Origin of the sequence: Pedobacter xixiisoli, from assembly GCF_900215335.1 — a bacterium.
In the GTDB taxonomy this organism is placed as follows: Bacteria; Bacteroidota; Bacteroidia; order Sphingobacteriales; family Sphingobacteriaceae; genus Pedobacter; species Pedobacter xixiisoli.
The window spans coordinates 951,266-976,971 of sequence record NZ_OCMT01000001.1 but is presented as its reverse complement, the minus strand read 5'-3'; the positions used below and the strand labels follow the sequence as shown (position 1 = coordinate 976,971).

At 38.9% G+C, this 25,706-nt stretch carries 15 protein-coding genes; 11 read left to right on the top strand and 4 right to left on the bottom strand.

Going from position 1 to position 25,706, the window contains the following annotated elements; all coding sequences use genetic code 11:
* Window positions 1-2: 2 nt before the first annotated feature.
* The 4 genes from CRO54_RS03770 to CRO54_RS03755 are packed head-to-tail and all read right to left on the bottom strand — an operon-like array spanning window position 3 to window position 7,276.
* Entirely contained in the window at window positions 3-1,433 is a 1,431-nt protein-coding gene (locus tag CRO54_RS03770; protein WP_097128861.1) for a hypothetical protein, read from the bottom strand.
* A 3-nt stretch (window positions 1,434-1,436) separates the two neighbouring features.
* Window positions 1,437-2,759 carry a DoxX family protein gene (locus CRO54_RS03765; protein ID WP_097128859.1) on the bottom strand — a complete coding sequence of 441 codons (1,323 nt, stop codon included), beginning with the start codon at window positions 2,757-2,759 and terminating at the stop codon, window positions 1,437-1,439.
* A 15-nt stretch (window positions 2,760-2,774) separates the two neighbouring features.
* On the bottom strand, window positions 2,775-4,148 hold the full coding sequence (locus CRO54_RS03760) for a RagB/SusD family nutrient uptake outer membrane protein (RefSeq protein ID WP_097128857.1): 1,374 nt from the start codon (window positions 4,146-4,148) through the stop codon (window positions 2,775-2,777).
* Between the two features lie 41 nt (window positions 4,149-4,189).
* A complete protein-coding gene (locus tag CRO54_RS03755; protein WP_097128855.1) occupies window positions 4,190-7,276 on the bottom strand; it encodes a SusC/RagA family TonB-linked outer membrane protein in 3,087 nt (1,028 codons plus the stop codon).
* A gap of 590 nt (window positions 7,277-7,866) precedes the next feature.
* On the opposite strand from CRO54_RS03755, the gene CRO54_RS03750 reads away from it, so the two are divergent.
* From CRO54_RS03750 to CRO54_RS03700, 11 genes are all read left to right on the top strand, one after another.
* The gene (locus CRO54_RS03750) at window positions 7,867-10,887 is read left to right on the top strand and encodes an autotransporter-associated beta strand repeat-containing protein (RefSeq protein ID WP_097128853.1); all 3,021 of its coding nucleotides are present in this window, start codon (window positions 7,867-7,869) and stop codon (window positions 10,885-10,887) included.
* A 130-nt stretch (window positions 10,888-11,017) separates the two neighbouring features.
* Entirely contained in the window at window positions 11,018-12,343 is a 1,326-nt protein-coding gene (locus tag CRO54_RS03745; RefSeq protein ID WP_097128851.1) for a sigma-54-dependent transcriptional regulator, read from the top strand.
* A gap of 414 nt (window positions 12,344-12,757) precedes the next feature.
* Window positions 12,758-12,835 carry a potassium-transporting ATPase subunit F gene (locus CRO54_RS21685; protein WP_097129896.1) on the top strand — a complete coding sequence of 26 codons (78 nt, stop codon included), beginning with the start codon at window positions 12,758-12,760 and terminating at the stop codon, window positions 12,833-12,835.
* Between the two features lie 3 nt (window positions 12,836-12,838).
* Window positions 12,839-14,557 carry a potassium-transporting ATPase subunit KdpA gene (kdpA, locus tag CRO54_RS03735; RefSeq protein ID WP_097128849.1) on the top strand — a complete coding sequence of 573 codons (1,719 nt, stop codon included), beginning with the start codon at window positions 12,839-12,841 and terminating at the stop codon, window positions 14,555-14,557.
* Window position 14,558: 1 nt separating this feature from the next.
* Window positions 14,559-16,592 carry a potassium-transporting ATPase subunit KdpB gene (gene kdpB, locus CRO54_RS03730; RefSeq protein ID WP_097128847.1) on the top strand — a complete coding sequence of 678 codons (2,034 nt, stop codon included), beginning with the start codon at window positions 14,559-14,561 and terminating at the stop codon, window positions 16,590-16,592.
* 216 nt (window positions 16,593-16,808) lie between these two features.
* Window positions 16,809-17,375, top strand: a complete 567-nt coding sequence (locus tag CRO54_RS03725) for a K(+)-transporting ATPase subunit C (protein WP_097128845.1) — start codon at window positions 16,809-16,811, stop codon at window positions 17,373-17,375.
* Window positions 17,376-17,758: 383 nt separating this feature from the next.
* A complete protein-coding gene (locus CRO54_RS03720) occupies window positions 17,759-18,823 on the top strand; it encodes a porin (RefSeq protein ID WP_097128843.1) in 1,065 nt (354 codons plus the stop codon).
* 1 nt (window position 18,824) lies between these two features.
* Entirely contained in the window at window positions 18,825-19,943 is a 1,119-nt protein-coding gene (locus CRO54_RS03715) for a histidine kinase (protein ID WP_097128841.1), read from the top strand.
* A 10-nt stretch (window positions 19,944-19,953) separates the two neighbouring features.
* Entirely contained in the window at window positions 19,954-21,693 is a 1,740-nt protein-coding gene (locus CRO54_RS03710) for a sensor histidine kinase (protein ID WP_097128839.1), read from the top strand.
* A gap of 198 nt (window positions 21,694-21,891) precedes the next feature.
* Window positions 21,892-25,152, top strand: coding sequence for a c-type cytochrome biogenesis protein CcsB (gene ccsB / locus CRO54_RS03705; protein ID WP_244904280.1), 3,261 nt, complete (start codon window positions 21,892-21,894; stop codon window positions 25,150-25,152).
* 241 nt (window positions 25,153-25,393) lie between these two features.
* The gene (locus CRO54_RS03700) at window positions 25,394-25,624 is read left to right on the top strand and encodes a hypothetical protein (protein WP_097128837.1); all 231 of its coding nucleotides are present in this window, start codon (window positions 25,394-25,396) and stop codon (window positions 25,622-25,624) included.
* Window positions 25,625-25,706: the final 82 nt, after the last annotated feature.

Below are 25,706 nucleotides of genomic sequence, written 5' to 3'. Positions count from 1 at the left end.
GTTTAGGGTGTCCAAATATTTTGCTGATTACGATTTTGGAACAGGACGTAAGATTTTTCCTTTCTCTTCAACAGCAACTCAATATCTTGTCCATATTCATTATTACCTTTTAACCGTATTTCTTCGTGATTAGGTCGTTGATAAAGCAGCGTTAACAATTGTTCTTTATAAGCCTTGTTCTTATTTTTCAAAGTCAAAGTTTGCTTTGCACTGTCTATTTCGTAGTAAAAATGACGACGACCGCCGCCAGTTCCAGCAGATTCGTAGGTTCTGTCAATATCCTTAAACTGCTTTCCCCTACCTGCTTCGCCATGTATCTCGAAAGTGTTGAAGACGTTGAAAGATAAGGTAGACCATTTCTCAAAGCTTACTTCCTGCCATCTCAATGAATCCAGCGGCGAAAAAGGAATTTCTTTACCATCAATTTTGAACTCTTGCACATCGTACAATCCTCTAGCATTTGCCAATCCAGCATTTTGGGGAACTTTGTAAGAATCATATTTGTAGTTATGCCAATGCAAATAAGCGCTAACGATAAAGAAAAAGAAGAAAACGAAGCTTTTAAAAGCAATCCTCAACCATTTTTCCCAAGGCTTACTAAAAGGATAATAAACGATATTTAGCGATGCATCTTTTTCTTTGACTACTAAATTCCAGATGGCTGGGATATATCGCCATAAAACAAACACACCACCAAGGATGTAAAATGCAGCCAATAAGTGTATTCCACCATCGTAAGTGTGATTGGCCAAGGCGATTAAACCGATCATCGCAATACCCAATGCCGCACCTATTGCCCTAGTCTTTCTGAAAAATAACAACAGCATAATTAGCAATTCTGCCCAACCTGCGTATCGCTCAAAATTGTGTACAAAACTAAATTGAATCCAATAGAGTTTCTGCGCCACGAAATCTCCATACGGTGTGTTTAATTGGGTGACCGCTAAATCTGGCATTTGCGAAGGAAACACTTTCGAAAAGGTTAAGCCTTGCAACCTAATTAACATCGAATAGCTGACCAAAGCACACAAAAAGTAATAAAGTGTATTGTAGTTTTTGGATTTCTTGTCAATTAGCGTCCAAATCAATGCCCCTACGATACCAATGCCAAAGGCGATGACCCAATTGATATAGCTCCAAGCGCCATATTCTCCCGATTCGGGATAAATTACGTACTTAAATTCCTTTTTTTCGGGAGCTCCGCCAGTATCATTACCGCCTGCTCTTTTAGTAGCAACCTCCACAATTTTAAAACTAGAGCCACTTAAGGAGCCAATATCTCTAATGTGTAGGTTTTTCCAATCGGTGGTAAACCACCTTTGATAATACTTCCCATCGGTAGGAATAATCATCACCAAAAAGAAGACAAAAAATGTTCGGAAAGCGATTTTCTGAAAACCAGTCCAAACGGCTATACTTGAATTTTCTGCCATAACTTATAATTTGACTGGTTTTCTACGACCTTCGAACAAGAGGTACTTTTTATGGATTCTGTTCAATTCTACATAAATCGAATCTTTCTTTTCGTTTACCCCATTTAAGATGAGGGTACTATCGTTTACGAATTGATAATTGAGGTTAAACGTTTCCTCTTTATGATTTTTGTTTTTGTTAACCAGTTTTAAAGTTTTTGCAACAGTATCTGCTTGGTAAGCAAAATACCTTCTGCCACCCACACCAGCAGATTCGTAATTTCTTTCGTAATCGCTGTCTGTAAACTGATCGCCCAAACCATTGTCTATTACAATTGGTTTAGCGATTTTTACGCTTAAGGTTGCCCACTTTTCGAAAACTACATTTTGCCACCTGTTGCTATCGCTAACTGAATAAGGAATCTCGATGTTATTGAGCTTAAAAACCTTAACATTATAATAGCCGTAACTTCCTTTGATGCCAGCCGTTTTAGGATATTTATAAGGTGCTGTGCTGTAATTCTGATAAGTAGTAAAAGCTAAAGCGATGATAAAAACCACCATTAAAGGTCTAAGCACATTTCGTAATAATTTTTCTCTACTGTTAAATATAGGATGATACGTATTGGCTACTGTAAACTTTTGAGCTACCAACAAACTGTACAAACGTGGTGCATCGTAAATGAACAGCAACACGGCAAAAATGGCAAGTTGGAAGCTGTAAGCCTCATAGCCCATGCTATAAGCCATGTTAGATGCAAATACGTTTCCATAGTAACCAGCTAAAATACCAGCTCCAAAAGTGGTTGTTCTACGGTTTAATAGCAAAAGACCAGCTAACACCTCAACGCCACCTAAGAAAATTTCGAATGTAGGTGCTATCCCAGTGGTGTGGAAATATATTTTCCAAGGCAAGAAATCTCCATAATTGGTATGCAGATTACCTAAGCTAGGATAAGGAAATTGCAATGGGAACACTTTGATTAGCCCGTATGCAATAGCGACCAAAGCCAAACGATAGCGAACAATTGCTCGCAACCAGTAATACAGCTTATTGAAATCTTCCTTACCCTTGCATACTTTGCCACCAACTATAGCACCGATAAGGGCTATGGCAGCAATAACCAACCAATTCTGGTATCCCAATAAGCCAAAAAACTGCGGGCTATAATTCGCTGCTTTAAATAAAAGATAGAAACCTCTGCCAGTATCTTTTGTTATCAATTCTTGATAAAACTTATAATCCAAAGGGATGATTTGCAGGAAGAAATAGATCAACAAAAATCTTAGCAGGAACTTATTTTTATCGCTCCATTCTAATGAAGCATTTTGATTTAACAAACTCATAACTAGCTATCAATCTTAATAAAATGGATTTGGGTCTAAATTTTTATCTAGCAGCAGCTGCGTAACTGGTATAGGGAACACCAACTCATGATCTGCCACTTTGGTATTTGGATCTAAAGCTTCCAAAACTGCCTTGGCCCTACCCGTTCTGGCCAAATCAAACCATCGATGAGCCTCAAATGCAAATTCGTACCTTCTCTCTTCTTCTATCGCTAATAGTACATTTGGTTTTCCCACAGCTGTTGAAGGTGTCAGTCCAGCTCTATCTCTAACTTGGTCAAGGTCATACAAAGCGCCCGTTGTTGCCGAAAGATTGTCTTGCTGTGCTCTGGCTTCTGCTCTAATCAGGTACATTTCTGCTATCCTGAAAATATAGGCAGGGTCCGAAGCATCTTTTCTGTAGTACAAGTTTCCATACCAGTTCACGATACCGCTTTGGGTTACGCTTGCAATCAGTGCACTTCTTCCTCCACCAATATCCGGATTGTTGAGCAACTGCACAAACCTATCATTTGGCGCATAACGATATTGACCACCGTTAGTAGAATGTGCCATTTGAATACGTGTTGCATTTTGGTTAATGGCACTAAATTGTAATTCGAAAATTGATTCTCTGGTAGCCGATACACTATTTGCGAACCAAGTACTGTAAGGTTTCAATAAGGAATAATCTGCCGTTTTTTCGATAAGCTTGGTCGCGTAAGTTTCGGCTAAGCCCCATTCCTTTTTGTATAAATGCAGCCTTGCTCTTAATGCCCAAACGGTTCTTTTGGTTGCTCTGATACGATTTACGGCATCTGGCAAAAGTGTTTCTGCATCTTCCAAGTCCTTCAAAACTTGAGCGTAGGTTTGCTCCAACGTACTTCGTTTAACTTGTGGTGTATTCTGTAAAGACGAGGTAGGTTCTAAAATTAACTGTACCCCGCCCCAAGCTCTCGCCAAATCAAAATAAGCAAGCGCTCTCAGAAATTTAGCTTCGCCGATGTATTGATTTCTCAAAGCTGTAGTTAGCAAAGGGTCGTTAACAGCAGGCACTTTGGTAATGACGTGGTTGGCACGATTGATAGCACTATAAATAGCCACCCAAGTGGTGTTAAAAAGCACATCGTCCGAACGGAAGTTGACGTTTACAAAGTTGGCAGAACCTCCCGTAGTTAGGTTTTTGATGTCTCCGCTAGGAAAATATCCGAACGTAACGTAGTTTTCGCCATAATACCCGATGTTACCAAACTGGCGATAAACTGCTCTTAAGGCTGTTTCTGTAGAGACCTTATCTACAATGGTAGTTTCGTCTGAAACTGCATTTACAGGTTCTGTAGTTAAAAACTTCTCACAGCCGGTAAAGGCAAACAAAATGGCAGAGAAGAATAAATATTTTAAAGTGTTCATCTGTTTAATTTTTTAGTGATATCAAGAATTGCTCACTGATTTTATAATGAAACATTTAGACCAAATTGTATGGTACGAGGTTGTGGCGGTGTATCGTAATCATAACCTTGGATATTCTGTGTACCTAAATTAGACTCTGGGTCTGCTCCAGTATACTTGGTGAACAACAGCAAATTACTGCCCGCCACATAAAAGCGCACCTTGCTAATTTTGGCTCTTTGTGTGAACGATTTTGGTAAGGTATAGCCCAAAGTCAGTGAGCGCAAACGCAAGTAAGAAGCATCTTCAAAAAAGCGACTGTTCTCTTGTCTCGAATAGTTTGCGGCTGTTAATCTTGGCGTCTCCGTAATTTGCCCTGGCGTGGTCCATCTATCTAACTGACTTGCCAACAATACACGTCCAGCATCTAATGTACCACCCGTTTCGCCTAGCATACGGTTATGGTTCCAAATAGAATTTCCGTAAGAGAAAACGAAGAATGCAGAAAGATCAAAGCTTTTGTAAGAAAAACTGTTGGTTAAACCTCCAAAGAATTTTGGCCAAGTACTTCCCACAATCTGTCTATCATCTGCTGTGATTTTACCGTCTTTATTGTAATCTTCAAAAATGGCATCACCAGTGTTAGGGTCTACACCTAATTGTTTATACAACCAATAAGCATATAATGAATTACCTTGTTTCAAACGAATAACGTCCCTTCCCGCAAAAGGAATATCAGCTGGAATTCTTTCAATGGTATTTTTATTGCCAGCTACGTTAAAATCTGTCTTCCAAGTGAACGATTCATTGCGAATATTGACAGAGTTGATAGAGATTTCGTAACCATTATTGCTGATCTCGCCGTAATTAGTTAGATACGATGTGAAACCCGTGATACCTGGCGTGGCTACTTGCAGCAAGGCATCGCTAGTGTACTTACGATAATAGTTAACTTCGATATTTAAACGATCTTTAAATAAACCGATATCTAACCCAGAGCTGAACTGTGCGGTGCTTTCCCATTTCAAATCAGGGTTGGCAATTTGCAATGGTCCTGTACCAGGTAATTCAGCACCGCCAGCTACATCTGCATAACCAAAACCACCAGTCCATAATCCTCTCGAAGCAAAATCACTTACACCGCCTTGGTTACCCGTAATCCCGTAGCTCAACCTTAATTTCAAGTTAGAAATCTGAGGGATTTTCTTAATGAAATTTTCTTCACTGATACGCCAAGCCGCACCTACAGCGGGGAAATAACCCCACCTATTGTTTGCTCCAAATTTCGATGAACCATCGGCTCTGAGAATAAATTCGGCATAGTATTTCGAATTGAAATTATAATCAGCACGAGAAAAGAAGGATGCTAAAGTACTGTTGTTCTTAAATTGAGATGCTGTTTGTGTTGCAGCAGATGAGATTTGCGTGTACGAGTTATTAGGGAAATTAGTTCCTGTAGCCGACACGTTTTTCACCTCTGAACTTTGTAACGTGTTACCTACTAAAATGCCAAAACTGTGCTTCCCAATTTTTTCGTTATAGTTTAAAGTTTGCTCATTAATAGCTGTAGATGATTGGGTAATGCTTTGTGTACCACGGCCGCCATTATTACCTAAAATAGTCCTGCTATCCCAATACTCATTTTCTTCGTAGTTGTTATAATCTACCCCAAATGTTGACCTGAAAGTTAGTTTAGGGGTGATTTTGTAATCTAAATTGACATTACCCACATAGTGATAACTGTTAGACCACAAATTTTGCGTACTGGTTAACACCGAGATGTTATCGAAATTCACCCATTTAAGCGGTGTACCCGCAGCATCGAATATGGGCAGATAAGTAGGAATATTTAATGATGCCTGTAGTAATGTCCCATTTGCACCGTTGGCTGGTCTTGCTTGGTCGCGGTGGGTTTTGCTAATGCTGTTACTGGTTCCGATGCTTATTTTATCAGAAATTTTATGGTCTAAGTTAATTTTGATCGCACCACGTTCTAATCCCATTGGGCGCCAAATCGCCTCCTGCCCTGTATATCCTCCGCCAATGTAAAACTTAGTTTTTTCGCTACCACCTTGCAGGGAGATATCATAATTCCTAAGGCTTGCATTCCGGAACAAATAACTTAATCTGTCGTAAGTTGGCTGTTCTGAAGGCAATCCTCTTCCAGCTACACCGTTAATCACTACACTTCTATCTCTAAAAGGCTCAGGATTACCCATGTTTCGGTTATACTCATTTACTAAAGTTGCATGTTGTTCTCCCGTAGTTGCTTGCCAAATCCTATCTCCAGGCGCCCAAGCCACTCCTTCAGAAGCATTGAATTCAATTTTCGTTTTTTGTCCGTAATTACCTCTCTTGGTAGTCACTAAAACCACTCCATTGGCCCCTCTAGATCCGTAAATTGCCACTGCCGAAGCATCTTTCAAAATCTCAATACTTTCAATATCTGCCGGATTAATATCTGCCAAAGGCGAAATACCCCTATCCTGCGCTATGTTTTGCAAACTCGAGTTATTTACGAAAACACCGTCAATGATATACAATGGGTCGTTAGAAGCATTAATTGAAGTTGCACCCCTTACTCTAATAAAAACATCGGCACCTGGTACGCCAGAGTTGGCATTGATTTGCACACCTGCCGCTTTACCTTGCAACTGAACATCAAAACTTGCCGTTGGAATAGTCTTGGTATCTGTAGGATCGATCTTCGAAACTGAGCCAATTAGATTTTTTCTGCTCTGCGTTCCATAGCCAACGATCACCAAGTCGTTGAGTTGGTTTACAGATTCTTTAAGCGAAATCGTTAGCGGACTACCATCAACCCGAACTGTGGTTTTCTCATAACCTATGTAGCTAACAATGATGTTGTAAGGAAAACTTTGCCCTGTTACCAAGGTGAACTCTCCATTATTACTGGTTTGAGTTTGGTTGGTAACGCCTTCTATTTGTACCAATGCTCCAGGCAAAGGTCCTTTAGTTGCGGCATCTACTACCTTGCCTTTTAGCGTAGAATTGATTAAAGGTTTGTTTTGGGCTGAAAGCTGAAAAGGAAGAGCAGCAAGCAGATAAAGCACAAGCTTAATTTTGCCTGCATACTTCATGTTAGCAAAAACATCATAAAAATGCTTCGCCCTTTTAAAATTTTGCATAATTTTAAAAACGGTTTTAATTAAATAATGATTGATTAGGACTGATTGGTTAGCTGGTAAGTGATTGGTCTTGCATACCAGCTCCAAGGAAAGACAGGTTTTTGCCTGTCTTTTTTATTTATTGGCTACTTAGAAAAACGACAACAACAACATCTCATCTCTGCTAGGTATCCAAAAGGTTTTAAGTGCGGAGAGCTGAAACGTAAAGGTTTTCCCATGATTATGAATTTTATAATGATTAACCAAAAGTATTATAATAATTTTAATTAACCAATTAAATCTATAGAAATAGTAGATTTAATTTAAGCTATTAAAACCATTTCATATAGTGATAGTTCTTATAGGTTAGGCTCGCTAAATAGTTACTCCTAAAATGTTTGGTTGTTTATTAGCCAAATTTTGCTTTAAAATCCTCAAAATTCTACCATTTTAGTTTTTGTTTTTCGCTAATTTAATTAGTTTTGGGCTTCGGAACGTTCTCCTATGGCATTCCAAGTTACATTCTATTAAGATTTATTAACTAATGGCCGGTAATCCTGAACAGTTCAGTATATCTCACTTTCTTACAAACAAAAAACAACTATTTCAAAATGAAAAGCTTACTACTTTCGTTGCTGCTTTTGCATGCCACTACTCTATCTATTCAGGCAAAAAAAACAGTTAACTCTCCTATCTCTACCAATACTTTTAGATTTGCAGCTCCCTCCTTTAGCAAATTAAATGGCGATAAAGTGGCTTGGCCTGGCGTGGGAAATACGATAAAGTTAGATTTGGGAAGTGATGCAACAATAGCTGATGCCGATTATGATGGACAGAATGGTGGAAATGGTAACTACTCAGGCTCAAAATTAGTAATCAAAAGACGTGGAACAGCAGTTAAGACTGATATTTTCGGAGTTGATCCTACATCTCCTTTTAAGTTTGAACTTAGCCGCATAAAATATAATAACCGAAGCTTTGGAACTTATAGCAATGTAGATGGAGTATTAACTTTCGATTTCGCTTCTTCGGAAATATTACCGACTAGACAAGTTGTAATAGATCTGATTAGAGCCATTAATTACCGCAATGATACACCTGCTGGCGATGCTATTATAGATTTTAGTTTTAGCGACCCAAGTACTACAGTTACAGCAGGCGTAACAGTAACATCAAACAACATTTACGTTACCAATACAGTTCATGCAGCCAACATAAACCCTGCTGACGGGGTAAGCCTTGCGGAAGCCTTTGCAATTTCGGCAGCACAAGCAGGCACTAACATCATACACTTGGCAACTGCTACTGGTAGCACTATTAATCTTGGTTCTAGCTTGTCCATTGGAAAAAATACGACTTTAAAATCTGGAACGAATATTACCGTTAGTGGCAGTTTTATCATGACTATTGTTGCTGGTGTAACGGTTACTTTAGATCAAATAGGTACAAAACTCACCATCAATAGTGCATTAGTATCTAATGGTTCTTTTGTAAGTTCTCCAACGGCTATACTTTCACTTCGTGGATCAAATGGTGGTACAGGAAGCATAACCATTAACAATGGCACATTAGACATCAGTAACAATAATAACCTGCCAAACGCAGTTACACTTAATACGGCCACATTAAGTATTGCAGGTTCAACATCTACTCAGGCGTCTATAAATAGAGCTGTTCAGGTCAATGGAATTTCTGTAATTAGTACCGATGCTACTGCAACTTTAAATGGGATAATTAGTGGAAGTGGCACGTTGCACAAACGAGGTAATGGGACAGCTATTCTTACCGCAAATAATACTTATTCTGGAGTTCTGAACATCAATGGTGGCACGGTATCTATAAGTTCTGCAGCAAATATGATTAAAGGAAATATCACACTTAGTGGTGGTAGACTACAAGTTACAGAAACGACTACTTTAACTCATCCAATTGCAATTACCAGCAATAGTTGGGTAATAGTTGATGAGGATGCGAATGCTACACTAAGCGGACAAATTAATGGCACCAGTACACTAACCAAACTAGGTACTGGAACCTTAACTTTTGCTGGCAATAATAACAGTTCAGGTGCGCTTAACGTAAATGGTGGTGCTTTATCAATTGCAAGTGCCAATAACTTGCCAAGTGGAGCCTTAAATTTTGCCAATTCTACATTTATTACTACCGGAGCTGCAACTCTATTCCAAGCAATTAATGTTAGTGCGCCTACAATCTTTAATATTGGAGAAAATTTGACCTTGAGTGGCAGTATTAACGGTAACGCTAATTTGAATAAAATAGGAACTGGCATTTTAACCATGAGTGGAATTAATAATTTTGGATCTTTATCATTCACTGGTACGGTGGTAGTTGCGGGACAGTACAACCTTCCTTCGGGCTCAGTAGCTATCAATAGTGGCGGCATACTTTCAATTACAGGTAGTACAATAGTCGAAAACGATATTGTATTAGTAGGTCATCCGGCAACAATCAATACTGGAGCAATTGTGAGATTGACTAAAGGAATTGGTTTGACAAATACTGGCGCAGGACTAATCAAAACTGGTAATGGGACGCTATCCTTAAGTGGTACAAACGAATATAACGGACCTACGGTTGTAGATGCTGGTACGTTGGAAATCGATGGTAACTTAACTTCAACCAGCACAGTCACTGTTAGTTCTGGTGCTATACTAAGAGGTTCGGGCAGCATTTTCGCCAACAACTCATCCAATACTGTTAGCATTGCAAATGGTGGAACACTTTCTCCAACAGGTAATCTTATTATTAATGGGCATCTAAACCTCAACGGAGGAAGTACATTCCAAACATTAATTAATGGAAATACTGTTGGTAGCGGCTACGGCAATGCTTCTGTATCTGGAAATGTAACCTTAGATAATCCTACCCTGTCTGTTTCTCACAATTATACTACTAATAGCACACATACTTACACACTGATAGAAAAAACTACTTCGGGAGCCATTAACGGTTTGTTTAATGGATTAACACATGGTGGATCGATAACAGCGGCTGGAAATAGTACGGTACTCACGGCGAGTTATCAAGGAGGTACAGGGAACCATTTTACGCTTAGTACTCCAGACAATACTTTGCCTGTTGAATTCATTTCATTTAGCGCAAAGGCTGAGAACTCTGCAGTAAAGTTAGATTGGAAAACGGCATCAGAAAAAAACAATAGCTATTTCACTATCCTACGTTCGAAAGAAGGTAAAGACTTCAATCCAATTATTAAAATTACAGGAAAAGGAGACAGTGACATAAATAACAGCTACATAGCTTACGACCGTTCGCCGATGACCGGCGCTAGTTACTATAAGCTTACACAAACTGATCTAAATGGAACGACAACCGACTTAGATACCAAGTTTGTTAATTTCTCATTGAATGTAAAACAACTATTGAGCGTTGCGCCTAATCCTGCGAAAAACCATACGATAGTAAACTTTCCTAATGGCACCAACCGTATCGAACTATCAGATGTTAACGGGAGAATTATAAAAAAGATAAAAGTGCAAACTATCTCAACACAACAAAAAGTCAGCTTAGATGGACTTCCACAAGGAACTTACCTCATAAAATGTTTTGGAAATTATGGTTTGGCAAATGCTAAGCTTATCAAAATAGACTAACAAAAACTGATTAAATCTAATCCTTGTCAAATAATATTGGCGAGGATTTTTTGTGCAGTTATATTTTTAATCAAATTTTGTTATTGCATAATAATTCAGATGTGTAATTAAAAGCCATTATCTTCGCTTTATGAATAGTAAAACTCTTCTCGTTATTGATGATGAAAAAAAGCTATGTGACCTTTTGGCCCGCATACTTGAACTGGAAGGATATACTGTTCATAAAGCTTATACGGGAAAGGAAGGTTTAGCGTCACTGCAACAGCACGAAATCAGTGTGGTTTTATGCGATGTGAAGTTACCCGATTATAGTGGTATCGACTTAGTAGCACTGATTAAACAACAAAAACCATTTGTACAAATTATTAACCTTACGGCTTACGGTACTATTGCTGATAGTGTAAAAGCGATGAAAAACGGTGCGTACGATTACATCACCAAAGGCGATGACAATGATAAAATTATCCCATTGGTTGCCAATGCGTTCGAAGCTGCCGCAAAAAACAAATTGCAGCAAATTCAAAAGCAGACAGATAGCAAAGGTTTTGAAGCTATCATCGGACAATCTCCTATCCTAGCAGAAGCAATTAACATGGCTAGAAAAGTAGCCCCTAGCGAAGCAAATGTGCTTTTATTAGGAGAAACTGGTACAGGAAAAGAAGTCTTTGCAAAAGCCATTCACCAAGCAAGCAAGCATACCGAAAATACTTTAATGGCCATCAATTGCAGTGCCATTAGTGCCGATTTATTAGAGAGCGAACTCTTTGGTTATAAAAAAGGAGCCTTTACCGGAGCATTGGCAGATAAAAAAGGTCTGTTGGAACAAGCCGATGGCGGAACTTTATTTCTGGACGAAATTGGCGATATGCCATTGCACATGCAAGCAAAAATATTGAGGGTATTGGAAGATGGCACTTTCATTAAGCTGGGAGACTTACAGACCAAAAAAGTAAGCGTTAGAGTGATTGCAGCTACGCATAAAAATCTACTAGCAGAAGTAGAAAAAGGGAATTTTAGGGAAGATTTGTATTACCGTCTTTCAGTTTTTACGCTTCAACTGCCTAAACTGAACGATAGAAAGAAAGACATTCTTCTTTTGGCTGAACATTTCATCAAGTTATTTAGTTCTTCAGTTATTCAAATGAGTGAAGATTTTAAAGATGCACTTTTAAAACACAACTGGAAAGGCAATATCAGAGAATTAAAAAACACGATAGAACGAACGCTAATCTTAAATGAAGCCGAAATCTTACACGCTGATCTATTAACTACCAATTTCAATTCATCTACAGAAACCATAACCAACAGCTTAAATATGGCTAGCGTAGAAGAAATTCACATCAAAAAAGTATTGCAATATACCTCTGGCAACAAGACGGAAACCGCCAGATTATTGGGCATTGGCTTAGCTACACTTTACAGAAAGATGGAGCAATACGGCATTTTGAAATATTAAACTGAGTTTTACATCTAGCCAAAAATCGAAAGACTAATAAGCATCACCTCTAGTTATCCAAAGGTTTTTTATCCAAAACAGATGCTGAAATAAATTCAGCATGACGACCCGACTAAGGCAGTATTTGCAGAAATACATCATTTGCCGACAACAACCAAATCAGTTTATAAAACTTATCAAAATGATAAAGAAGCTTCTCAAAATGAGAGGCTTTTTTTATATGCAAAAGCCCATAAAACAAGATAAATAGCTTTTTATCAATTCATTGAACTATCAAAACATTTGGTGGCACAGCAATAGCAAATAGGCCAATCAAAAGATAAAATGATGATAACACTATTCCTTTTCCTCGCCTTGCTGGTCAGCATTTGGCTACTATTTAAATCTATTGATTGGTTCGAAAAAATTTAACCCATGCTCATTCTATTCATTATTTCCATTGCAGTTTTCGCATACATGTTATACGTACTGCTTCATCCCGAAAAATTCTAAATCATGCAAACCGAACTTTTAGGCATTATTGCCACGTTTGCCCTCACATTAGTTATTGCTATCCCGTTGGGAAATTATTTAGCAAAAGTTTTTGCTGGCAAACGTGTATGGACAAACATTTTTTCTCCTTTAGAAAATCTAATCTACAAAATAGCTGGTGTCAATCCAAATGAACAAATGGATTGGAAACAACACCTTAAAGCCATGCTCACCATCAACACACTTTGGCTCATCTATGGTTTCTTTGTATTGATGTACCAAGACCGTTTGCCACTCAATCCAGATGGCAACGCAGGTATGTCTCCCCATTTAGCCTTAAACACCATCATCAGCTTTGTGGTCAATTGTAACTTACAGCATTACAGTGGCGAAAGTGGCGTGAGCTATCTTACACAGCAGTTTATTGTCATGTTCTTGCAGTTTGTTTCTGCAGCCACTGGTATCGCCATTGCGATCTCCTTCTTTAAAGCTTTCAAAGAAAAAACAACCAATAAACTTGGTAATTTTTGGCAACATTTTACATTGGCCATCACTAGAGTTCTATTGCCACTATCAATTGTAATAGCGTTGGTTCTAGCTTTTAACGGTGTACCCGCATCTTACGAAGGCAAAGACCAGTTGACCTCTTTGCAGGGCGATAGCATTTCGGTGAGTAGAGGTCCGGCCGCTGCGATGGTAGCTATTAAACACTTGGGAACTAACGGAGGAGGTTGGTTTGGTGCGAACTCAGCCCATCCGTTAGAAAACCCTAGTTACTTCACCAACATGGTAGAAGCCATTTCGCAGATGATTATTCCCATTGCCATGGTCATTGCCTTCGGGATTTTTATTGGTCGTAGAAAGTTAGCTTGGACTATTTTCGGAGTAATGACCATAGGATTTCTGTTGCTCCTAGTCCCAACTTTACAAAGTGAATTGGGCGGTAACCCTAAGATTGCACAGCTGGGCATCACACAAGTCTCCGGAGCTATGGAAGGAAAAGAAGTTCGTTTCGGCCCTACCGCCACCGCTTATTGGAGTACCATTACTACGGTGGTCAGTACCGGTTCAGTTAATGGGATGCACGATAGCACCATGCCACTCACAGGGCTATATCAATTACTAGCCATGATGATTAATGCCTTTTACGGTGGTTGTGGAGTTGGTCTGCTCAATTATTTCGTTTACCTCATTATCGCCGTTTTTATAGCAGGGCTGATGGTGGGCAGAACTCCAGAGTTTTTAGGGCACAAGCTCGAAGCTAGGGAAGTGAAAATTGCGGCATTGGTTACGCTTATTAGTCCGTTTTTGATTATGTGCGGAACGGCGCTAGCCAGCTACACTTTTACCCAACATGGCAATGCAGCATGGGACACCACTCCTTCTGCTTGGCTCAACAATCCTAACTTCCACGGCTTTTCAGAAATGCTATACGAGGTCACTTCCTCGAATGCCAACAACGGCTCTGGTTTCGAAGGTTTGGGAGATAACAATATGTTCTGGAATATACTAACGGCTATCATTCTGTTGTTCGGACGTTTCATTCCCATTATTGGTCCTTTGGCTATTGCGGGTCTGTTAGCGAAGAAAAAATATATTCCAGAAAGTGCAGGCACACTTAAAATAGACACCAAAACCTTTGCCTTAATGACATTCGCCATTATCCTCGTACTCAATGCACTTTCCTATTTCCCTGCCTTGGCACTTGGTCCAATTGCAGAATACTTTACAATGATTAAATAACATGGAAAAATCATCCACAAAATTGTTGAACTCGGCCATGGTAAGCATCGCCATTAAACAATCTTTCGTTAAGCTCAACCCGCTTACTATGCTTAAAAACCCAGTAATGTTTACTGTGGAAATAGGCACTTTGATCATGGCAGGCGTGAGTGTATACAGTATCAATAATTCTTCGGAAGGAAGTTTTGCTTATAATTTCAGTGTATTCTTAGTGCTCTTGCTTACTTTATTGTTTGCTAACTTCGCCGAAGCCATTGCCGAAGCCAGAGGAAAAGCACAAGCCGATAGCCTGAGAAAAACCAGAGAAGAAACACCAGCCTTACTACTGTTAGCTGATGGCACTACCAAAACTATTTCTAGCAATGATTTGCAAAAAGACGATGTATTTGTTTGCAAAGCCGGAGATTTAATTCCTACCGATGGCGAAATTATTGAGGGTATTGCTACCATTGATGAAAGTGCCATTACGGGAGAATCTGCTCCAGTAATTAGAGAAGCTGGTGGCGATAAATCTTCGGTAACTGGTGGTACAAAAGTGCTTTCAGATGAAATTAAAGTGAAAGTAACTGCCCAACCTGGCGAAAGTTTCTTGGACAAAATGATTGCTTTGGTAGAAGGTGCTTCGAGGCAAAAAACACCTAACGAAATAGCCTTAACTATTTTGCTGGCTAGCTTTACTTTAATTTTCATCATCGTTTGCGTAACATTAAAACCATTTGCTACTTACGCACAAACGCCAATTACTATCGCTTCGTTAATTGCTTTGTTCGTCTGTTTAATTCCTACCACCATTGGCGGTCTATTATCTGCCATCGGCATTGCCGGCATGGATAGAGCACTAAGAGCCAACGTAATTACTAAATCTGGAAAAGCTGTAGAAACCGCTGGCGATATCGATGTGCTATTATTGGATAAAACAGGAACCATTACCATAGGAAACAGAAAGGCTACTGCTTTCTATCCTAATGATGGTGTGGATAAATCGGAATTTGTAAAATTGTCTTATTTGGCATCCTTGGCCGATCAAACCCCAGAAGGGAAATCCATCTTAGAATTAGCACATCAGGAATATCCAAATTTAATAGTAGCACAACCCGAAAATGCAGTATTTATTGCGTTTACTGCCGAAACAAGGTCTAGTGGAATTGATACAGGTGATGGTTTGAGTATTAGAAAAGGTTCTTTCGATGCGATGAAGTTTTTTGCCCAGCAGCATGGTCACGAACTTTCTTCCAACTTGATTGTCCAAGTTAAAAAGATTGCAGAAAACGGCGGCACACCTTTAGTAGTCAATAAAAATCATCAGCCAATTGGCGTAATTGAGTTACAGGACATTATTAAACCCGGCATTAGTGAACGTTTTGAACGCTTACGTAAAATGGGTGTAAAAACGGTGATGGTAACTGGTGACAATCCTTTAACAGCTAAATACATTGCCGAAAAAGCAGGTGTAGATGATTTTATTGCGGAGGCCAAACCAGAAGATAAAATGAACTACATTAAAGCCGAGCAACAGGCGGGTAAACTGGTAGCGATGATGGGCGACGGCACTAATGATGCGCCTGCCCTAGCTCAGGCAGATGTGGGCGTAGCCATGAACAGCGGCACACAAGCAGCAAAAGAAGCTGGTAATATGGTTGATTTGGATAATGACCCCACCAAATTGATTGAGATTGTGGAGATAGGCAAGCAATTGCTCATTACCAGAGGCACCTTGACTACTTTTTCCATCGCCAACGATGTAGCGAAGTATTTTGCCATTGTTCCTGCACTATTTATCGCCGCCATACCAGCATTACAAGGTTTAAATATCATGGGTTTAAAAAGTCCAGAAAGTGCTATACTTTCAGCAGTAGTTTTCAACGCCATCATCATCCCTCTGCTAATTCCATTGGCGCTAAAAGGTGTTGCCTATAAGCCTATTGGCGCTAGTGCATTGTTACGCAGAAATCTATTGATTTACGGCATAGGTGGCGTTATTGCTCCTTTTATCGGCATCAAACTCATCGATTTGTGCATTGGTTTATTTTTTTAATCCAATTATCTTGAAACCATCCACATTTCTTTCCTCCCCCTTTAATCCCCCTCGGAGCGGGGGACACTTATCGCTTAAGCATTATGTATATCCCCCTCTCCGAGGGGGCAGGGGGAGGAAAACATCTACAAACATTAAAATTTAAACAGCTTTTATACTATCGGTGGGTGTCCCCACCCACCGAACATTTAAACATATCGAATTAAAAATTTAATCATGAAAAAATATATTCTTCCATCTATCAAATTAACGGCTGTGTTTACCGTCATCTTATGTATACTTTATCCGCTATTCATCAGCTTTGCGGCAAAATTAAGCAAAGGCGAAGGTAGTGGCGAGAAAGTAATGCTCAATGGCAAAGCAGTTGGTTACAAACTGATTGGGCAATCTTTTACAGCGCCACAATACTTCTGGGGTCGACCATCTGCTGTTGGCTACAATGCCGCAGGTTCGGCTGGTTCTAACAAAGGACCAACAAATACCGATTATCTCAAAGAAGTAAGCAACAGGATTGACACTTTGTTGAAATACCACCCGACCTTACAAAAAAGTGAAATACCAGCAGAAATGGTTACTGCTTCGGGAAGTGGCTTAGATCCAAATATTTCCGTAAAAGGTGCAGAAATACAGGCCAAACGCATTGCTACTTACCGTCATTTACCCTTATCTAAGGTTTTAAAACTGATAGAAACTCATACAGAGAAACCTTTGCTAGGCTTATTTGGCCCAAAGAAAGTGAATGTATTGGCACTGAATGTTGCGCTAGACCAGATTAGTAAATAAACCTTTGGGTCAAGCCGTCATTGTAAGTCGAGCTCCTATTTGCACATGCTTTCGGTCGGTCGTCATCCCCGTGAAGACGGGGATCTTAAAGCGGTAGTTCCTATTTCTTGCATTACGATACCCGCCTACGTGCTATGGTTTGGACACAAATATTAGCAAATGTCAATTTCCTCCCCCTGCCCCCTCGAAGAGGGGGATATGCAAAATGCTTAAGCGCCACGTGTCCCCCTTTGGAGGGGATTCAAGGGGGAGGAACGAGATGTGTCCACACGATAGGTCTACGCGGGTATGACGCATAGAGCAAAAGTAAAGTGCAACATAATTGACAATAGATTTAAAGAAATCCAATTAAATCACATTACCACCATTTCAAAATAAACATCATGAAAAAATACATTTCAGCAGCAATCTGCTTCCTTTCTCTACAAACTACCTTCGCTCAAGATAGCACCTTAAAAATTTCGGGCTACATAGAAACTTACTACAGTCACGATTTAAACAAACCAGCTAACAATACACGCCCTAGTTTCATCTACAGCCATAACCGAAACAATGAAGTAAATGTAAACTTAGCCTTCATCAAAGCCAATTACCAAACCGAACGATTACGAGTGAATTTAGCAATGGCATTAGGTACTTACATGAGTGCCAATTATGCGGCAGAGCCTGATGTAATGAAAAATGCTTTTGAAGCCAATGCAGGGGTAAAACTTTCCAAAAATGCCAATATATGGTTAGATGCAGGTGTCTTCGGTTCCCATATTGGATTCGAAAGTGCCATCAGCAAAGATTGTTGGGTGCTAACAAGAAACATCTCTTCTGAAAATACGCCTTACTATGAAACAGGAGCCAAACTTACTTACAGTACTCCGGACCAGAAACTTACCGCTACCCTACTCTATCTCAACGGATGGCAGCGTATTAAACGTTTAGATGGAAATACTAAACCCGCTGGTGGTTTGCAGCTGGTATTTAAGCCGAGTGATAAATTCACATTTAATTACAGTAATTATTTGGGTTTTGAGGGCGAAGATGCTTTACGTACCCAACGCTTTTACCACAACTTTTACGGTATCCTACAACTCAGCGAAAGCTTCGGACTTACTGCAGGTTTCGATTATGGTACACAACAAATAGCTAGAGGAAATAGCGAAAAGAAAGAAGTTCTATCTCCCGTACTTATTGCGAGATATACCCTTTCTCCTAACTGGGCTTTGGCAGGGCGATATGAATTTTATAAAGATAAGCAAGCAATGATTGTCACTAACGAGAACCCGAGTGGATTTAAGGTGAATGGTTACTCCTTAAATGTAGACTACAGCCCTTTTAAACAGACTTTATTAAGATTAGAAGGCAAAGTTTACCAAGGAGACCAACAATTTCTTCGCAAAGAAAATCCAGTAAACTATAATGCAAGTATTACCACCAGTTTAGCAATCTCATTTTAATATGAAAAACAATTCCTCATCCAGCACTCATTTCCTCGGGCTTTTACAACAGTCGAAACGTGGTCGCTTAAAGATTTACTTGGGCATGAGTGCTGGCGTAGGAAAAACCTATCGGATGTTGCAGGAAGCACATAGTTTGCTGCAACATCATATCGATGTACAGTTGGCCTACGTAGAAACACACAACCGTAGTGAAACTGTAGCTTTAACCAAAGGTTTGCCGCTTATACCTCGCACAAAAACATTTCACAAGGGTAAAGAGTTAGAAGAATTAGATGTACAAGCTGTTTTAATACGGCATCCAGAGGTAGTCATTGTGGATGAATTGGCACATCATAATATTGCAGGTAGCAAAAACGAAAAGCGTTGGCAAGATGTAGTGGATATTTTAGACGCAGGAATTTCGGTAATTACAGCCGTGAATATCCAACATTTAGAAGGCTTAAATGCGATAATGCAACAAATAACGGGTATCCAGATTACTGAAAAAATTCCAGACCAGTTATTTAAATTGGCAGACGAAGTGGTAAATATCGACCTTAGTGTAGATGAACTGATTGACCGTCTTAAAGCGGGAAAAATCTACGAGCAAGATAAGATTACACAGGCATTGCAGCACTTTTTTAAAAAGGAAACCATTATCCAACTCCGAGAACAGGCCTTAAGTACCGTTGCCAATTACCTCGACCAAAAAATCAGTGACAGCAAATTAAGCAACCTTAAGCATGAGCAATTTCTGGCCTGCATTTCATCCAATGAGAAAATTGCTCAAATGATTATCCGCAAAACATCTAGATTGGCTAGTTATTACCGTTCGCCCTGGATTGTACTTTATGTGCAGACAGAAAGCGAACAGCCGAATAAAATTCGTTTAGATAAACAAAGACACCTCATTAACAATTTTAAGTTGGCCACACAATTAGGCGCCGAAGTCATAAAAATAAAGAACAACGATATATCTGCAGCTATATTGGAGACCGTTAGGGATAAAAATATCACCACCTTATGCATTGGAAAACCTCGATCGAATTGGCTTAACAGCTTGTTGGGAAATCAACTCTTAAATAAATTATTAAAAAACATAGCCAACCGAAGTATCGATTTGGTAATTTTATCCTAATTCAATAGCTATGAAGCTTAAAACAAAACTCCGATTAGGCATAGGTTTTCTATTTATCATCTTGCTTTCTTTTGGCGCAATCTCTTTGTATCAAATCAATCGGATTTCGGAAAGTACAGCCCTTATCCTAAAAGACAACAACCATTCGTTGCAATATGCAAAAGAAATGCGGGTGTTAATAGACCGCGATAGTCTACAACAAACCACATCGCTAATTGCCTTTAAGGCTCTCTTGAAGAAAGAACAGCAAAACATCACAGAATCTGGCGAAGGAAAAGCTGTGAATGAGCTTTCGCAAGCATTAGAACGGTTTTTAGCGACGAAGAATAGTATAGAAATCTCGCATATTAAATCGGCTATTTACCAAATAGAAGATTTGAATATGCAGGCTATTGTTAATAAAAGTCAGCTTTCGGAAAAGACAGTAGCACAGTCTACCCTGTATCTTGGCTTGGCAGCCTTTATATTTTTCGTTATCCTGTTCACTTTTATATTAAGTTTCCCTGGTTTTATTGCCAATCCATTGGCTTTGTTGCTAGATGGTATTCAAGAAATTGGAAAGAAAAACTATAAACAACGATTACACTTTAAAGGCACTGAAGAGTTTACCCAATTGGCTAGCGCTTTTAATGACATGGCCAGAAAACTGGATAGTTGGGAAAGCAGTAATGTTGCAGAATTAAAATCGGAAAAACTGCGTATAGAAACCATTATTGAGCAAATGCAAGATGCTGTAATTGGTATAGACGAACGAGAGCGCATTATTTTCTTAAATCAACCTGCCAGCAACGTACTTCATCTTGATACCAGCGATGTGGTTGGAAAAACTATAGAAGAGGTAACCAATAGCAATCATTTATTAAAAACTATTATTACTAAAACCAATTCAGAACTGTTGCAAATTGTGCTGAACGATAAACCAAATTATTTCAGTGTAGAAAGCAACGATATTGCTATTCCACAAATCCCTGACGATGAAACGGTAATCAGTTTTACTTATAAAACGGCAGGAAGAGTATTCATTCTTAAAAACGTAACCGATTTTAAAGAATTAGATCAAGCAAAAACCAATTTCATGGCAACCATTTCGCATGAGCTAAAAACACCCATTGCTTCCATTAAAATGAGTTTAAAATTATTGGAAGATAGCAGAATAGGCGAATTGAACACCGAACAGCAAAATATGGTTAACCACATCCAAGATGACACCAGTAGGTTGCTTAAAATTACTGGAGAATTGTTGGATTTGGCACAAGTTGAAACTGGAAATATTAAGCTGAATGTACAACAGAGTGACGCTAAAGAGATATTGGATTATGCCGTGAACGCCGTGAAACTGCAAACACAACAAAAGGAAATTGAGCTCAAGTTAACTATGCCTGCAAATCTACCTCCATTATTAGCAGATCAGGAGAAAACTGCTTGGGTATTGGTCAATTTTTTAAGCAATGCGATAAGATATAGTAGCAATCACTCTAAAATTGATATCACTATTACCGAACAGCAAAAAATGCTAAATTTTAGTGTTCGAGATTATGGCAAAGGCATTGCCGATGAGTACAAAAACAACCTTTTTAAACGCTATTTCCAGGTACCTACTGATGGTCAGCATAAGTCTGGTTCTGGCTTAGGATTAAGTATATCCAAGGATTTCATAGCAGCACAACAAGGTGAAATATGGGTAGAAAGCGAGTTAGGCGCTGGAAGTACATTTAGTTTTTCTTTGCCAAAATCTATTGTACAACCTTAAATATCTTGTTAAAATTAATATTCGATTGCGCTCTATTAATGTCATAATTATGGCATAAAACACATAGTTAGATTTAAATGGCAATTGATCAAAAGTCTGATTATATTTTTGGACCAAATGCCCGAATTGGCAGCCCACTTATAAAATATGATCAATAAACTATTTTCAATTCTCTTCTCTACCCGAACTATGGGGTTGATGTTAATCCTTTTTGCTACGGCGATGGGTGTAGCCACTTTTGTGGAAAATGACTATGGCACACCTGTAGCTAAAGCCTTAATCTACGATTCGTGGTGGTTTGAATTAGTGATGATTATCTTGGTCCTAAACTTTATAGGAAACATCAAAAGGTATCGTCTATACGATAGAAAAAAGCTTCCTTTATTAGTATTTCACTTAGCTTTTATCATTATTTTTATTGGCGGAGCCATTACACGCTATATCAGTTTCGAAGGTTCTATGTCGATACGTGAAGGAGAAGCTACCGATGAAATCATTTCGGATAAGACTTTTTTTAAAATTCAGATTGGTAACGAAAATGAATCTTTAGCCTACCAAGATTTGCCTGTAACTTTGTTGCCTGAAAAAACACCTTTTTACCTTAAGCCCTTCAAAAAAAGTTTTCACGAGCAATATGATTTCCAAGGGCAACGGGTAAAATTAGACCTGGTAGGCTTCTATTCTCGTGCTCAGGATTCGTTAGTACAAGACCCAACTGGCCCACCTACCCTTCATTTGGTGGTACAAGAAAACGGCCAAAGAGTAAACAAGTACATCCAATCTGGTAAATTACAATTGATACAAAACATGCTCATTAGTTTCAACAAAGAAACTTCTGGAGCATTAAATATTTCACAGGTAGATGGCAATCTGAAAATCTCATCTCCTTTTGAAGGCAATTACATGATTATGGCTACGCAAGAGCGTAAAGAAGTAAAAGGCCATAACGAAGTGCAAGATTTTAAGTTGAGGAGCTTGTATACCTACGGTGGTTTGGCTTTTGTTGTTCCAGAAGCACCAGTAAATGGCAAAATTCTTCATTTTGAAGGAGACAAGAAAAAGCATGAAAACGATCCAGATTTAATTCAAATGGCTATCACAACTAATAACGTTACAGACACGGTTAGTTTTTATGGTGGCAGAGGCATGACGAATTTTCAACATCAAGTAGAATTAGGAGGGTTAAGGATTTCTTTGGCTTATGGCTCTAAAATTTATAAATCGCCGTTTACTCTTAAACTAACCGACTTTAAAATGGAGAAGTATCCAGGAAGCAGTAGCCCATCTTCTTACTCTTCTGAAGTTCTAATCCAAGATAATGGGAAAGAAACGCCATTCAAAATCTATATGAATCATGTACTAGACCATTCTGGTTATCGTTTTTTCCAAGCAAGCTTCCATCCTGATGAAAAAGGCACTGTGCTTTCAGTTAATCACGATTATTGGGGTACCAATGTTACTTATTTGGGTTATACTTTACTTTTTCTGGGGATGTTTGTTACCCTTTTCTGGAAAGGCACACGTTTCGACAAATTGAACAAACAGTTGAAAGAAATTTCGAAGCATGGAAAAGTGCTAATTATCGGTCTGGCATTATTATCTATCAGCAGTGCTAGTTACGCTCAAAAAATAGATATGCATGGCAATGATGGTCAGCATAACCATGAGCATTCACAAGGTGATGGTCATAATCATGAAGACGGACACAATCATGACGGACATGACCATGGTCCTAGTCCAGTGCTTCCGCAGACAGACCATAATCATACCGAACAGACCAGAAAAATGCTCAGCACAGCATCTGTAAATGCGAAAGACTTTGCTGCTGCTATCAATATTGATAAAAAGCATGCTGAATTATTTGGTAGGTTATTGGTGCAAAACATAGATGGCAGAATAGAACCCATCAATACTTTGGCTTTAGAAATATTAAGAAAGGTACACGGGAAAGAGCGTTTTTATAATCTGGATGCCAATCAGTTCTTACTTTCGGTTTCAACCAATCCGTTTCAATGGGTTAATGTACCTATCGTGAATATAGGCAGCAAGGGCGGAAAGGCAGTTGCTCAAAAACTGGGTGCTGATGAAAATGGCTATACTTCTATGGTTAACCTTTTGGCGTTAGGAGCTGATGGTTCAGCAGAATTTGTACTTGCCGAAGATTATCAAAGAGCATTTTCAAAAAAACCAGCAGACCAAGGCACTTATGACAAGTTTGTATTAGAACTAAACGATAAGCTTTATGCCATGCAACAACTGTTGGATGGTCAATATCTTCGTGTATTGCCGTTAGCTGGAGATGACAATAGTCGTTGGGTAGCTATGCCCTTTAATCCAATGGAGAATCAAGCGGCACTTACCAATCCTGTAGCGATGTACTTTTCTAGCGTGTTGGCGGCACTACAATCTAACGATTGGTCTGGTGTAGATAGCAAACTAAATCACATCAGTAAATTGCAGTTGAAGCACGGTCAAAACATTGTTCCTTCTGCTGCTAAAATTGATTGGGAAATTAGGTACAACTCTTGGAACATCTTCCTTAAACTAATGATTGTTTATGCGTTGTTAGGTACATTAATTCTAGCTTTAGCTTTTTTAAAACTCTTTAAACAAAGCAAATTACTTAGCCGAGCAATAACATTTGTTTTGGTACTTATAGGCATTACAGCGGCATTGCAATGCTTCGGACTTGGTATCAGATGGTATATTTCTGGTCACGAACCTTGGAGTAACGGTTACGAAGCTGTACTATTCATCAGTTGGATTGGTGTACTTTCTGGATTATTGATGTACAGAAATAGCAATGCTTTCATTCCAGCGGCGGGCTGTTTAGTGGCTGTAATATTGATGGGATTTGCACACGGTGGCTCACAAATGAATCCTCAAATCACTCCTTTGGTACCGGTATTAAAATCTTATTGGCTGATGATTCATGTGGCTATCATTACCGCTAGTTATGGCTTTTTCGGATTAAGTGCGCTGCTAGGCACCGTGGTATTGCTTTTATACACCATCAACAATAAACGAATTTCTGAAAAAGTAAAATCGTCTGTATTTGAATTAACAACTGTGAACGAAATGTCGCTTACCATTGGCTTATTCTTACTTACAGTTGGTACTTTCTTAGGCGGTATTTGGGCCAACGAAAGCTGGGGAAGATATTGGAGCTGGGATCCTAAAGAAACCTGGGCATTTATTTCGGTTATTGTATACGCCTTTGTACTGCACGTAAGGCTCATTCCAAAAATGAGAGGACAATATTTATTCAACTTACTATCGTTGATTAGTTTTGCATCTGTAATTATGACCTATTTTGGTGTAAACTACTATCTTACAGGGCTACATTCTTACGCTCAAGGCGATCCCGTACCTATACCTGATTGGGTTTATTTAACCATTTCTATGGTATTACTTCTAGCTGTAGTATCTTACGGAAAATATAAAAAGGCCGTAAAATAAAACTATTAACAAAAAATTTAAGCCATGCTTTTGCGCAACAATTACGTTGAACAAAGTATGGCTTTTTTGTATCTAAATCTGAGGTCAAACTCATCAAACTGAGCAGTTTCTATTCTATCAAAAAATACACTAAGTTAGTTTTACAGGGGTTTCTGGCTATGTTAAGTTTACATCAACAGCACAAAAAGTGTTAACATAACAATAATTTAACCTTATATTTATGATAACTTATTTTTGCGGCATGAAATTTCCTATCTTCATCTTCCACGAATTAATCATTAGACTTGACCAAGCTAATCCACAAATTGGCCGCTACCGTTCACACACATCCCAAAACGAAGCTTTTATTTTATTAACCGAAAAAGGTAGCGTAATTATTCCGGAGCATTTTTTGGAGATGCAATTTCAAGACCCCAATCTCATTAATGAAGTAGAAATCGCCATTTTGGCCAAAAATTTCAGAATGTCCTAGAGGTTGACACCTAATAGGCTTAGACTGATAATCAAAGGAAACAACTTGCCTTTTAAACAACTTTTCGCTAAATCCTGTAAAA